A 13,980-nucleotide genomic window follows, 5' to 3' on the forward strand; every position below is an offset into this window, starting at 1 on the left:
AAAGAGGAGTTTTTCAAAAAGGACATTATGTAGGTTGGGTGGAACGGAGTGTAACCCAACATTAACCAGACTATAATGTTGGGTTTCGCTGTCGCTACACCCAACCTACAAAACTACAGTTCTCAAAGTAGACGTGGTTTACTTAGCTTCTTGGGAATTTGAATTGGCTTCTAGATTTTCACTATTAGAGGAATTTATTGCTAACGAAGTTCCAGAGGAACCATCTAGAAGTAATTCATTGGAGTCTTCTGATATCAACGTTGGTTCTGGGAAAACGAACCGCAAAAAAGGAGGGGCTAAAAAGGTTGTGATGATCACCATCATGATAATTGCTGCTTCCAGTGGTTTCGAGAGAATATTAATACTCGAACCAATACCAAGAAACACCAATCCGACTTCACCACGGGGAATCATTCCTACACCAATAGCCAAACGATTGATTTGAGGTTGACCAAATACGCTCAAGCCTGTAACAAGTTTACCAAGAATGGCTACTATGATCAGGAAAGTAGCCATCGTTAAACCTTCTCGGTTCGTAGGAACTGCTGGATTTAAAACACTCAAGTCAGTTTTTGCGCCTACAGTCACAAAGAAAATCGGCACCAGCATATCAGCAATCGGAATGATTTGTTTTTGGAGTTCTTTACGTTTATCTGTTTCTTCCAAAACCAAACCGGCTGCAAAAGCTCCTAAAATAGCTTCTAACTGGATGACATCAGCAATATAGGCCATTACAAAAGCGAAAATAAACGCTGGTATGACCAGTTCACCACGTGTTTTGAGTTTATCAACGATCGCCACAAAAGTTTTGTTGAAAAAGTTACCGAGAGCGATCGCACCCAAAAGAAAACCACTAGCACTGATAATTAAATAAACAACCTTGCCAACATCAACAGCACCATCTTTAGCAAGACTTGCTACCACCGCCAGAACAATAATTCCTAGTACGTCATCGATTACAGCTGCACCAAGAATAATCTGTCCCTCCTTGGAATTGAGACGCCCCAATTCTGACAAAACTTTGGAAGTAATACCAATACTAGTAGCAGTGAGTGCTGCGCCAGCAAAAATTGCTGGAACTGCGGGGATACCAAACAAAATCATTAAACCTGCTGTACCAGCAGCAAAAGGTACGACTACCCCTACTACTGCCACAATAGCCGCTTGAATACCCACTGCCATCAAGTCTTTTAAATTTGACTCTAGACCGATTTCAAACAGCAAGATAATTACACCCAGTTCTGCTAAAACAGAAATTACCTCCGACTGAGTAACAAATACACTTTCTGCTGCATCAGGATTCAAACCAGCAGTGGTTTTGAGAAAGGAGATGATTAAAGAACCTGAACTGTCCGCGCCTGTTTCCGGAAATACCAACAGATGCAAAACAGATACACCCACCACTACACCACCTACAAGTTCGCCTAAAACAGGTGGTAAACCAAAGCGGTTAGATAATTCTCCACCAAGTTTACTAGCAAAGTATACTACTACCAAACTCAGCAGTACTGCTGCCACTATTAGCGAACTATCAGCTGTTTCACCTGTAGTTGCGAGTAAGGGTAACGATAAGTTGATTGAGCTTATAAACTGCATTGATTCTGTGCAAATCATTCTTTACTAATGTATCTGTTGTTAGTTGTTAGTTGTTGGTTGTTTGTTGTTTGGAGAATAAAGCATCAACCACCAACCATCAACAAATAACCATTACCCCTTTGACAATTGTAGGAGACGCTGCCAGTGGGACTCTGACACTGGGACTACAGATAGTCTAGGAAGACGCACCAAATCAAAATTTGCAAAGCTACTATCTTGTTTAATTTGACCTAGAGTAACGGGTTGAGGCATTCTTTGAACAGCCCGCAAATCTACAACTACTCGTTTAACATCATTTAATTTTGGATCGGGGTAAGGTTGACTAGTAACTTCTGCTACACCGATAATTTGCCGCTCCTTGCCAGTGTGATAAATTAACGCTAAATCACCAGTGTTAATTGTGCGTAGATGCTTGAGGGCTAAGGCATTGTTAACTCCATTCCACACTGTACTGCCATTGTGTTCTAAATCTGAGTAAGAATATTCCTCCGGCTCAGTTTTGAGTAACCAATACGCCATGAAAGCATCTCCAAAAGTTCTCGTATATTTTTCAAGTATCTAAAAATGTAACCATCCTAGATATAGTAATAATCACGTGTCAAAGTAGAAACACATAATCAATTCATGGTTAGTAGTTAGTGGTTAGTCAGGACGCAAAGCTTTGTGGCTTCGCGCAGGGTACAACTAACAACTAAAAACTAATAACTACTAAAAAATAATTTCGAGGAGTGAAATTTATGAATAAACCCGCTTGGTTGGGTTCTCGGTTATTGACTGGGAACTTATGGAAGACTTTATCTTTAGGCCTACTTGTGTGTGTCACCTTTACCCAGCCAGTTTTAGCACAAGACAAACAAAGGATGTTACGGACTCTCACAGTTACTGGCCGCGGAGTAGAAGCAATTCCTGCTACCCTAGCTCAAGTTGTATTAGGTGTAGAGGTACAGGCTAAAACAGCCCAGGAAGCACAACAAGAGGCTGCTCGTAGGTCATCGGCAGTGGTAGCACTGCTCAAGACTCGTAATGTGGAGAAATTACAAACTACTGGCATTACTCTTAATCCAGTATTTAGTTATAAAGATAACATTCAACGTCTAACTGGTTATAGTGCTAGCAATACTGTAAGTTTCCGTATAGGTACTGATAAAGCTGGTTCATTGTTGGATGAAGCTGTTAAAGCTGGTGCAACGCAGATTAATGGTATTAGTTTTGTGGCTACTGATGAGGCGATCGCACAAGCCCAAAAGCAAGCACTCAAAGAAGCTACCCAAGAAGCTCAACAGCAAGCTGATGCTGTTTTTGGTGCTTTGGGTTTCCAGCGTAAAGAAGTAGTGAGCATTCAAGTTAACGGTGCAAACGCTACACCACCACCGCCACGTCCCATGTTCCGTGCAGAAGCAGCAAAGGTAGCAGATGCTTCCACTCCTGTAGAAGGTGGTGAACAGCAGGTAGAAGCATCGGTGACGTTGGAAATTAGTTATTAGTAGAGACGCGATTAATCGCGTCTCTACAATAGTCATGTGTTCTTACCAATGACCAATGACTAATGACCAATGACCCAAACTAAAAATTATCAGGATTATTATCCATCATCTCTCCTTCATCCCGCTTGGAACCTAGTAAATCTAGTTGATCTACTCTAATAACTGGGGAAGAACGGAGGGCGCCGGTGGTGCGATCGTTCCAAGTGTCAAACTTTAAGGAACCTTTAATTCCGATCAGACTTCCTTTACGTACAAAGCGACCGGCTACTTCCGCAGTATTTCCCCATAGCTCTAAGTTGAACCAATCAGGTTCATCATTATTGCGCGATCGCCGCCTCACCGCCAGTGTTAATTTACATTTGACACTGCCACTATCTTCAAAATACTTCATATCTGGGTCGCCGCCTACACGACCAACTAGGGTGACGATATTAATGCTCATAGTTATTGCCTTTCAGTACAGACGTACTTATCACACAATGATTTTTATAATAGCGAATTATCAAGCCATAAAAAGTATGTTAAATAATTAACAATTATAATTACTGACTATAATGATAAAAATTACTCTTTCTTACATGCAAAAGCGTACGGATATGTGCCTACAGCCAGAGAATATAAAACAGTAGCAGCAACTAATAAGCAAAAGATTCCCAAAACTTATACAAAATATAGCCTGCTTTACTAGACTCCGGTCAAAAAAAGTAATAGAATCCTGCACAATTCTCTCTCACGGTAGTAGTCAAAAGAATCAAATTAGGGGGCGACAAAACGCGTGGGCCTTTTCAGTAAGTTTTCCTTATCGCGAGATATGGGTATCGACCTCGGTACCGCCAATACCCTAGTGTATGTATCTGGTAAAGGTATTGTTCTTCAAGAACCATCAGTAGTTGCCATCGACCAAAACGAAAAGGTAGCACTGGCAGTAGGAGAAGATGCGAAAAAAATGCTCGGCCGAACACCTGGAAATGTGATTGCCCTGCGCCCCTTGCGCGATGGTGTAATTGCTGATTTCGATACAGCCGAACTCATGCTAAAAAGTTTTATACAGCGTGTCAATGAGGGTAAATCACTAGTACTACCTCGAATTGTCATTGGTATACCCAGTGGTGTAACAGGTGTAGAAAGACGAGCTGTGATGGATGCAGCTACACAAGCGGGTGCCAGAGAAGTTTACTTAATAGACGAACCTGTTGCAGCAGCAATTGGGGCGGGATTACCCGTAGCCGAACCAACTGGCAACATGATCATTGATATTGGTGGTGGTACTACAGAAGTAGCAGTACTGAGTCTTCAGGGTACAGTATTGAGTGAATCAGTCCGTATTGCTGGAGATGAACTAACAGAATCAATTATGCAGTACATGAAGAAAGTTCATAACCTGGTCATCGGGGAACGTACTGCTGAGGATATTAAGATTCGTATTGGTTCGGCCTATCCGATTCACAATGAAGATGATTTGATGATGGAAGTCCGAGGTTTACACTTACTTTCTGGTTTACCACGTACTGTAACCATCAAAGGGGCAGAAATTCGTGAAAGTATGTCAGAACCACTATCAGTGATCATTGAAGCTGTGAAGCGGACTCTGGAACGTACACCTCCAGAACTAGCAGCAGACATCATTGACCGGGGCATTATGCTAGCAGGGGGCGGCGCTTTGCTCAAAGGACTAGATACCTTAATTAGCCATGAAACTGGGATTGTAACCCACGTTGCTGCTGATCCTCTAAGCTGTGTGGTATTAGGTACAGGTCGTGTTTTAGAAAACTTCAAACAGCTAGAACGAGTGTTCAGTGGACGTTCCCGGAACATGTAATCAAAATAAGCAATCCAAGAATTGGGTTTGCAAATAATTCAATGTTGTTAATATTTACACGACTAGATAAAGGTATATATGTTTACAGCGCGTCGCTGGTGGGAGCATAAAGGATTCCATATTGGGCTACTGTCTCTAATAGTTGGTGGAGCTTGGGTACTCAGACAAACTCAAGGAGCTTTGTTACTGGAAATTTATCAGGGCGTTACCAGTCAGTTCCAGATTTTGCAGCCAGGGCCAACTCCAGAAGAACGGTTGAAAGATTCTCGTGTATTAGAATTAGAAGCCCAAATTACAGAATTAGAAAACCAGAATCAAAAGCTACAACAGTTGCTGGGTTACGTTGAAAAAGAGCCGCTCTCATCGCGTTCTATCCCAGCACGGGTGGTGGGACGCAGTGCGGACAATTGGTGGCAACAGGTAATTCTCAACCGGGGTAGTCAGGCGGGAATTCAAGAAGGTTTTGTAGTCAAAGCTGAAGGTGGGTTAGTCGGTCTAGTAGAAAATGTTACTCCTAATACTAGCCGCGTGTTATTAATCAGTGACATGAAAAGTAAGGTGGGTGTAAATATTAGCCGTACTGGAGCGAAGGGCGTTTTGCGGGGTGATGCTTCCGCAGAAGCGGTACTGGAGTTTTATGAAAAAGTTCCCAATGTCAAACCTGGTGATGTAATTGTCACATCTACCTATAGTCAAAAGTTTCCCTCTGGTTTGGCAATCGGTAAAATTAAATCTTTAGATTTAAAGAAACTGCCAGCATCGGTGGCGAAAGTAGAACTATTTCCACCAATTCGTTCTTTAGATTGGGTAACTGTATATCCCAAACCAGAAAATCAACAACTAGAAAATCAACAACTAGAAAATTCACAATCACAAAAATAAGGATGTAAACACCTTTTGAGCGCCTTCGGTGTAGGGTAGGGTGAATGTTTATATATATTTTTTTTGTGTACTTTGCACATAAGTAGTTAATAAAAAAATGAAAATTCCTGCATTTCGGGGTGGCAGGCAAAATAAGCCAAAATCGCGATCGCGAAAATCCATAATTAAAATCAACCCCATTTCACGTTGGCATCCCCGCCTTCGACTACTGGTAAATTGGGCTGTGATTTTTGGATCTGTGCTCCTATGCTTGCTGATGCTGCTCACTCGTCTTCCTGGTATGGAACTATTAGGTATTGGGCCTAATTGGTTATTAATTTGGGTAGTAGCTTGGAGTGTGAAGCGTACAGCTTTCCAAGGTGCATTCGCGGGTATAATTTTAGGCTTACTTCAAGATGCGATGACGTCACCCGATCCCACTCATGCACTCAGTCTAGCAGTAGTAGGATGTATGACAGCTTTGCTGCAAAAACAACGTTTTATTCAAGAAGATTTTATTTCAATTGCCTTAATTGTTTTTGGAATGGCAGTTTTGGTGGAAACAATCTTTGCTGTACAATTGGTTTTAATGCGCGATCGCAATGCAGTAGATATCTGGAGTTATTATCAAAAGGTCACCCTTGCCTCTGCTATAGTCAGTAGTCTCTGGGCGCCAGTGGTTTATTTTCCTCTGAATCGTTGGTGGCAACAACTGAAATTAGCCGAGCAATAATTTGTAATAACTTGGCTGTGGCTTGTCTGTTGACGAAATCATGGGGATCGTAGCGCGGTAAACTGTCTATAAAAAGATTCTCAAGCGACCTGTGCCATGACCTGCCACACTGGAATTTGCACGACAAACTCGGTTCCTTGCCCCACATTGGAATGACACTCGATCTTGCCACTGTGTTTTTCGGTGACAATTTGATAGCTAATAGACAACCCCAATCCAGTTCCTTTGCCAACGGGTTTGGTAGTGAAAAAGGGATCGAATAGTTTAGAGCGAACGGATTCCGGAATGCCGACTCCATTATCGGCAATGGCAACTGCGACCCAGTTAGTATCGATTACAGAAGTACGGATGGTGATGCTGGGAGAGGCGACCGCTGACTCTTCTAAGACATCAATCGCATTACTCAAAATATTCATAAACACCTGGTTGAGTTGACTGGGATAGCATTCAACCTCTGGTAACTGCGCGTAGTCTTTGATGACTTGAATGGCAGGAAAATCAGGTTTAGCTTTGAGGCGATGTTGCAAAATCACCAGGGTACTGTCGATACCTGCATGGATATCGACGGGTTTGAGTTCGGCTTCATCCAGACGGGAGAAGTTGCGTAGGGAGAGGACGAGGTGGCGAATGCGATCGCTGCCCATTTGCATTGAACTCAGCATCTTTAACAAATCCTCTTGCAGAAATTCCAGATCCAGAGCTTCTGCATGTTCTTGAATTTCGTCTACTGGATTGGGATAATGCTTCTGGTAGAGTTGAACAAATTCCAGTAAATCTTGAGTATATTCCTTCACATAGATCAGGTTGCCGTGAATAAAATTCACCGGATTGTTGATTTCGTGAGCAATTCCCGCCACCAGCTGACCGAGGGCAGACATTTTTTCACCTTGTACCAGATGCAGTTGAGCTTGCTTGAGACTTTCTAACGCTTGGTTGAGTTCATCCGTACGCTGTTCCATCACACGAGTAGCATTACGGAGTTGCAGATGCACCCGGATACGTGCTAAGACTTCCTCGTGCTGAATCGGTTTGGTGATGTAATCCACAGCACCCAGGCTTAAGCCTTTCACTTTATCGACTGAGTCAGAAAGAGCGGTCATGAAAATCACCGGAAGATCGCGAGTGGCGGGATTAGCTTTGAGCCTTTGGCAGGTTTCAAAGCCATCGATTCCTGGCATCATCACATCCAACAAAATCAAGTTGGGCTGAGAGGTTTGCATTCTTTGCAGGGCAGTTTCACCATTTTTGGCGATCGCCACTCGGTAGCCTTGTTCACTTAACAAATCAAACAACACTTGCAGATTGGTGGGGGTGTCATCTACAACTAAAATCGTGTTTTCCTGAGTCAAGCCATCAACAGACATAGTTACATACCTGAAATAAATAGTGGGTTGAATCGTGGGCTATATGATTACACCGCTCTTTCAAGCAAACGCAGGATAGCTTCATCGTCAAAGTTTTGGCTGAGTTCTAGCACCCGGTTGGCAAAGGCGACATATTCGGGTGCTAATTGTTTGATCCGGTTGGCTTCCTGTTGCACATCGGTGATGAATCCACCTTGAATAGCAGCGTAGAGGGCGGTGAGTTCTTCGGGTGAGGGCAGCACCAGGTCGCCTTCGTCGTCAGTGGTTGCAACTGCTTGGGTGAGTTCTGGTACAGCTTCGTAAACCCATTGCAACTGCAAAAGTCGCTGTAATTCGGCAAGTAGCCCAGTGAACTCGATGGGTTTCGGGAAAAAGCTACTACACCCAGCATCCAGACTTGCCTGCATATCCACTTGGGATAGAGTGGCAGGGGAGGCAATAATTGGGGTGGAAGCAAAGTCGGGCAGTTGACGCAGGCGACGAGTCATTTCTAAGCCATCCATCCCGGACATATGTATATCGGTGATAATCAAGTCGGGGCGCATTTGGATAGCGGTGTCTAAACCCGCTTGTCCATTCTTGGCTTCTGCTAGCTTGAAGCCCAATGGTTCTAGCATATTGACTGCGACCAGGCGGTTTTCTTGGCGATCATCGATTACCAAGATTTTGCGCCGTTCGCCTTGGTAGCCAATGACTTTTTGGTTGGCGATCGCCTGCCCTACTGTCCAGTCTGAAGCCAGGGGTAAGTCCACTTCAAACCAGAAGCAACTTCCTTGACCAAGAACACTCTCGACGTGAATAGTGCTACCCATCTTCTCGATGATTTGTTGACTGATGGCGAGTCCTAATCCAGTGCCTTCAGTGTTGCGTTCTCGTTTCCCTGCTTGCTCAAAGGGCAGAAAAATTGTGGATAGTTTTTCGGGTGCAATGCCAATGCCAGTATCTTTCACTTGGAAGCAAACCCGGTGGGTGTGATCGGATGCTGTTGGGGTATCGACTGGTTCAATCCGGAAGGATACTGTGCCAAAGTCGGTAAACTTGACAGCGTTACTGAGCAAATTTAACAACACTTGCCGTAGTCGTTTATCATCGGCATGGATGGCGGTGGGCAGCTTGGCGGCGGGTTGATAATGAAACTCTACGCCCTTTTGCTCGGCTTTGACACGGCAAATATCAACGGTGGAGGTCAGGAAGTTTGCCAAATGGAAATCTTGGGGATAGAGTTCCATCTTCTGCACTTCCAACTTTGACAGATCCAAAATGTCGTTGATCAGCGTCAGTAGATGGGAAGCGCACTGGTGAATTATCCCTAATCCCTTCATCTGTTTGGTGGTGGTTGCCGGATCGCGCTGGAGGATTTGGGCATAACCTAGAATGCCATTGAGTGGAGTCCGTAGTTCGTGGTTCATGTTGGCGAGAAATTCGCTTTTGGTACGATTGGCGGCTTCGGCTGCTTCTTTTGCCTGTTGCAATTCAGCCGTGCGTTCTGCCACTCGTTCTTCTAGTTCTGCTTTACTTTTTTCTAAAGCGGTGAAAGATTCGCGCAGTCGTCCTGCCATTTGATTAAAGGAATGGGTCAGGCTGTTGAGTTCCTGGATATTGCCCACTGTCACTATTTGGTCTAAGTCACCAGCTGCCACTGCCTGACTCGCCTGATTTACGCGCAGAATCGGAATCGCTAACCAACGGGAAGTGAAGATGCCGACCGTCGTTGCTACCACCAAAGCCCCCACACAAAGCCAAATAGTAGTTTGGGTGTTGGCGTTGATTTGCGCCATGAAACTGCTTTCTGGGACACTGGTGACAACGAACCATTCCAAGCCATATTGGTCGCGCCAGGGAGCAATATGCACATGATACGGCTCGCCTTGCAGATTGATTTTCAGGTGTTGAGCATGGGTCAGGGTGTGCAGGTCTGGAATTCTTTGTTGCAGTTGCTGGGCAATGGTTTTAACGACTGGATTAGGGCTGTCTGTTGCTTTGAGGCGTTTAATTTCCTGATTGGCGACAGTAAAAGGCTGTTCCTGGGCAGAATTAGCCACCAACATCCCATCGCGCTCTAGGATAAATACTTGCCCGGATCGGCTAATATCTAAGTTTCGCAAAAATTCGCTCAGTTTCAACAGATGGATGTCTGTGCCTACAATGCCGAGTAATTGATTATTCTGGTCATAAATCGGACGACCCGCCGATGCTGCGATGTAAGGGTACTTCTCAATGTAGATTGTGTAAATTTGAGACCAGATCGGTCGTTTTTTTTGGATTGGCTCTGTATACCAGGGAGAACTAAAGTTATCAAAATCATAGGTATTTACCACTTGCGTTCGTTCGCCTTGGCTGTTGGTTGCATAGGTCTTGATCTTAGTTGGAGAGCGATCCCAATCGTCGATTGTGATTGTTTTACCATCAAAGCGGGCAGATCCAGTGCCGCCTCCTGTCGTCAATCCGATACCAATGTAGGTCAGGTCATAGGCTTGCATTTGCTTAAAGAAGTATTTGCCAACAGTTTGGCGATCGCGCACATTTAGCAATCCCATGCGTATAGCATTGGCATTGATTTGGTTGACTTGATGGGGAATTGCCAGGTAGGCATTCAAATGGTCATTCACTCGGCTGCTAGTGCGCTGCATCAACTGCTTTGCAAGATCCTGAACCGCCTTCTCACCATTTTTAAACGACAGGTATCCAACTAGTCCCACTGCCCCAAAAATCTGCAACACAAATGGCACAATTAATACCCATTGCAAGGGGAATGAGGGGCGATCGCCAGCCCCATCGCGGCGCCTTTCAGAAGCGATAGGTGGAGAGAGGTTAGTGGCGTTAGCCTGTGCGTCAGTATGTATTGTCTTAACCATGTTGCAAATGAAGGATGTGCGTCTTTATCTGAGGGATACTGCCACCACTCCAAAACCAGTGGAATTTAGACAATATCTTTAGATATAGTTCCCAGATTGACCAGTTCAAAGCACAATGAAAGAGAACCATTTACGCTCTTAGGTATCAATACTGCTATTTCACCGTCTCCAGATATAGAAGTAATACCAATTCTCCAAAATCAAGCACCAGATCCAAACCCGGAAAAGCAGGCTGCATCTAAGTTTATTAATTGCGAATTGTCCTCGCCCTTAATTTTTTCTAGAATTTTGCCAACCTCTGGCAAGATAGATTAAAGCTAGAGTTGAAATATTAGGGCTTAAGAAAATTAAAAATTTGTGATTAAATCAGATTCACATCCCCAACAACAAGCATGTACTGAGTTTGACCGAACAATGATGCGACGCTGTTTGGAACTTGCACAGCGCGCTTTGGGACGCACTTCCCCAAATCCAATGGTAGGGGCAGTGATTGTTAAAGATGGTGAAATTATTGGAGAAGGCTTTCACCCACGTGCAGGTGAACCGCACGCAGAAGTTTTTGCACTCAAAGCAGCAGGTGCAAATGTTCGTGGGGCAACTATCTATGTTAGTCTTGAACCTTGCAATCACTACGGACGCACTCCTCCTTGTTCAGAAGCATTAATTGCTGCTGGAGTGGCAAAGGTGGTAGTAGGTATGGTTGATCCCAATCCACTAGTAGGCGGTGGTGGTATTGCTAAGTTACGTGCGGCGGGTATAGAAGTAATAGTTGGAGTGGAAGAAGAAGCCTGTCGTCGCCTCAATGAAGGCTTTATTCATCGCATTCTCTACAAACGACCTTTGGGCATATTGAAATACGCTATGACATTGGATGGCAAAATAGCTACAACTACTGGTCATAGCGCTTGGGTAACTAACCAGGAAGCTCGTAGCTTAGTACATCAATTTCGCGCTGCCTGTGATGCTGTGATCGTCGGTGGAAATACGGTCAGATTGGACAATCCCCGTTTAACTAGTCACCAACAGGGAGCGCATAATCCTTTACGGATAGTCATGAGTCGCACTCTCAATCTACCTGCACAAGCTCATCTATGGCAAACTGAAGAAGCTCCTACCTTGGTACTAACAGATGTAAGAGCCAATGCTGCTTCTAAGGAAATGTTGCTCAAGCAGGGAGTAGAAGTAATAGAAATATCACCACTGACACCAGAACAAGTGATGTCTTACCTCTACGAACGGGGTTTTTGTAGCGTGCTGTGGGAATGTGGTGGAACTCTGGCAGCTAATGCGATCGCTCAGGGAGCAGTACAGAAAATCTTAGCATTCATTGCTCCAAAAATAATTGGTGGTAGCGATGCTCCAACACCCGTTGGTGATTTGGGTTTCACCACTATGACTGAAGCATTGTCTTTGGAACGTGTTGAGGTGCGTGTGGTGGGAGCAGATTGTTTAATAGAAGGATATTTACCACAAAAAGTTATTAGTCATTAGCATTGCTCATTAGTCATTGGTCATTTGTCAAGAGTTAATGATTAGTAGTTAATGATTATTAACTATGCTTAATCCCCAATGTCTAATTTCCAATGCCCAATGACTATTTTCATGAATATTGACGTTCATTAGCAAGATCACGGATGAGGGGTAGCCGAGATTGAATGTAGTCACACAGAAAGTCTGTTTCTTGGCAATCCAGCAAAGCTTGGGTTTTGGTTTGCTTAACCAACCACTGGACTAAGCTAGCATCATCTAATTGCAACAGCGTCTTTGTTTGGGTCGTTTCAATTACAGACCAAAGCTGACGCATAATCTTCGGAGTCATTAGACCTCCATTTTGTCATAATGTCAGTTGTCTTCAGGATACACAATTTAGATTGCAGCTTCCGGTATTAGCCAACAACCTGACATAAGTGTTATTACAAACTTAATAATTTGATTCATAACTTGATGAAGATTAAGAATAGAGATATTGCAGTTCTTGTTTAACAGAAATTAACCTAATTCATATTTGAATGTTTATTCAATCATGAATGTTGATTATTAAGTCGTAAAGCCTCTAAAATTTTTGCTTTAAATCCTATAGACACATATTGACTTTCGGTTAAAGTAGCGTTCATTACAGAACAACAAAAAGTTAAGATATTTAACTTGTGATTTTCGACTTCTAATCCCATCCCTGCATTTCTACTAATTTTATACACAATTCGTTAATTTGCTCTATATCAGGTTTGTCAGGTAATGTTGATTCTTCATATACCTTTTGCATCTCAGTCATTAAATCTTCTGCCATTTTCATTACTTGTTCATAAGAATAATCTCCTTGGCGAATTGCTTTTAATTCATCAATATCCCCAGCTATTCTTCTATCTACTATCAGTTCTCCTGTGCGTAATATTTCCAGCCCACTACGTAATAATCTAATACAGTGCATTCCGTGTTTCAAATCAAAACCTGACTTGCGTTCCATTTCCGCTCGCACAGGATTTCTATTTTCTTGCCATGATAAATATGCTTTCCACTCTCTTAAAGCAATTTGATAGCTTTGGCTTTTCTGAAGTAGGCGAATAAAATCTTTACGGCTATTCGTTAAATTTTGTGTGTATTCTAAAGTCTCACTAGGCAATGTATATTGTTTCAATACGGCTTTAAAATCAATATCTGCTGTGAGCAAGTTATATAATTCTTCTGCTTCTTCTAAATACTCAATTTTGCCTTTAATTAAGTGATATAGATACTCCAAAAAAGCATTTAACTCTTCTTTATTGAGTGGTGCTTCATCTTCTATACCAAAATCAACTGGTAATGGTTTCTTCGTTGATGGATTCAACAACCACTTACGATGAGTTTCCATTTTTTTGATTTGAGCAAAAGCATATCCAGAATAAGTATGCTTTATCTTCTTAGTTAAGAATATTTTTCTATGATTAATTAAATACTGTCCTACTGATGTTAAAACTGGATACTCATTCAGCCACAGCAATTCTAAGACATTGGGATTGGCTCCAGCTAATAACTGAATAATTTTTCTTAATTCATAGATGACTGTATCTTTATTTCCATCTAAAAATGAAAATATTCCTACTTCATCCCAACCACCATCTTTTTGTTCAATCCGGTCAAATCCTAAGTAATATCTTTTAGGGGCAATAAATACTCCTCGATAATCATAGTCTGAATCTGGACGATTTAAACCATATCCATGACTACCTGCTAAACCTATCAAAATACTTCTTTTTTCGACTTCGATTCTTTTCATATGTTTTTCTAGAGA

13 protein-coding genes are annotated in these 13,980 nt (G+C 42.8%); 6 read left to right on the forward strand and 7 right to left on the reverse strand.

Annotation, left to right across the window (positions count from 1 at the left end):
• Positions 1–138 precede the first annotated feature (138 nt).
• Positions 139–1,614 carry a cation:proton antiporter gene (locus ACE1AT_RS00320; protein ID WP_374865349.1) on the reverse strand — a complete coding sequence of 492 codons (1,476 nt, stop codon included), beginning with the start codon at positions 1,612–1,614 and terminating at the stop codon, positions 139–141.
• A gap of 93 nt (positions 1,615–1,707) precedes the next feature.
• Positions 1,708–2,115 carry an EVE domain-containing protein gene (locus ACE1AT_RS00325; RefSeq protein ID WP_374865350.1) on the reverse strand — a complete coding sequence of 136 codons (408 nt, stop codon included), beginning with the start codon at positions 2,113–2,115 and terminating at the stop codon, positions 1,708–1,710.
• 218 nt (positions 2,116–2,333) lie between these two features.
• Here ACE1AT_RS00325 and ACE1AT_RS00330 point away from each other — a divergent pair, with 218 nt between their 5' ends.
• Positions 2,334–3,080 (forward strand): SIMPL domain-containing protein, encoded by a 747-nt coding sequence (locus tag ACE1AT_RS00330; RefSeq protein ID WP_374865351.1) that lies wholly within the window; start codon positions 2,334–2,336, stop codon positions 3,078–3,080.
• A gap of 79 nt (positions 3,081–3,159) precedes the next feature.
• On the opposite strand, the gene ACE1AT_RS00335 is transcribed toward ACE1AT_RS00330, so the two are convergent.
• A complete protein-coding gene (locus ACE1AT_RS00335; RefSeq protein WP_374865352.1) occupies positions 3,160–3,522 on the reverse strand; it encodes a single-stranded DNA-binding protein in 363 nt (120 codons plus the stop codon).
• A gap of 369 nt (positions 3,523–3,891) precedes the next feature.
• Here ACE1AT_RS00335 and ACE1AT_RS00340 point away from each other — a divergent pair, with 369 nt between their 5' ends.
• The 3 genes from ACE1AT_RS00340 (at position 3,892) to mreD (ending at position 6,493) form a co-directional block, all read left to right on the forward strand.
• Entirely contained in the window at positions 3,892–4,899 is a 1,008-nt protein-coding gene (locus ACE1AT_RS00340; protein ID WP_374865353.1) for a rod shape-determining protein, read from the forward strand.
• Between the two features lie 78 nt (positions 4,900–4,977).
• On the forward strand, positions 4,978–5,781 hold the full coding sequence (gene mreC / locus ACE1AT_RS00345) for a rod shape-determining protein MreC (protein WP_374865354.1): 804 nt from the start codon (positions 4,978–4,980) through the stop codon (positions 5,779–5,781).
• 97 nt (positions 5,782–5,878) lie between these two features.
• Positions 5,879–6,493: a rod shape-determining protein MreD gene (gene mreD, locus ACE1AT_RS00350; protein WP_374865355.1), complete on the forward strand. Its 615-nt coding sequence runs from the start codon at positions 5,879–5,881 to the stop codon at positions 6,491–6,493.
• Between the two features lie 80 nt (positions 6,494–6,573).
• On the opposite strand, the gene ACE1AT_RS00355 is transcribed toward mreD, so the two are convergent.
• Positions 6,574–7,857 (reverse strand): sensor histidine kinase, encoded by a 1,284-nt coding sequence (locus ACE1AT_RS00355; protein ID WP_374865356.1) that lies wholly within the window; start codon positions 7,855–7,857, stop codon positions 6,574–6,576.
• A 47-nt stretch (positions 7,858–7,904) separates the two neighbouring features.
• Entirely contained in the window at positions 7,905–10,712 is a 2,808-nt protein-coding gene (locus ACE1AT_RS00360) for an ATP-binding protein (protein ID WP_374865357.1), read from the reverse strand.
• A 96-nt stretch (positions 10,713–10,808) separates the two neighbouring features.
• Between ACE1AT_RS00360 and ACE1AT_RS00365 the strand changes: the two genes are divergently transcribed.
• Positions 10,809–11,027 (forward strand): hypothetical protein, encoded by a 219-nt coding sequence (locus ACE1AT_RS00365; protein WP_374865358.1) that lies wholly within the window; start codon positions 10,809–10,811, stop codon positions 11,025–11,027.
• A 42-nt stretch (positions 11,028–11,069) separates the two neighbouring features.
• Positions 11,070–12,203 (forward strand): bifunctional diaminohydroxyphosphoribosylaminopyrimidine deaminase/5-amino-6-(5-phosphoribosylamino)uracil reductase RibD, encoded by a 1,134-nt coding sequence (ribD, locus tag ACE1AT_RS00370; protein WP_374865359.1) that lies wholly within the window; start codon positions 11,070–11,072, stop codon positions 12,201–12,203.
• Positions 12,204–12,312: 109 nt separating this feature from the next.
• On the opposite strand, the gene ACE1AT_RS00375 is transcribed toward ribD, so the two are convergent.
• Positions 12,313–12,531, reverse strand: coding sequence for a hypothetical protein (locus ACE1AT_RS00375; protein ID WP_009458025.1), 219 nt, complete (start codon positions 12,529–12,531; stop codon positions 12,313–12,315).
• A gap of 342 nt (positions 12,532–12,873) precedes the next feature.
• Positions 12,874–13,965, reverse strand: coding sequence for a DNA polymerase beta superfamily protein (locus ACE1AT_RS00380; RefSeq protein ID WP_374865360.1), 1,092 nt, complete (start codon positions 13,963–13,965; stop codon positions 12,874–12,876).
• Positions 13,966–13,980 lie beyond the last annotated feature (15 nt).

Origin of the sequence: Pelatocladus sp. BLCC-F211, assembly GCF_041928655.1 — a bacterium.
GTDB lineage: Bacteria > Cyanobacteriota > Cyanobacteriia > Cyanobacteriales > Nostocaceae > Pelatocladus.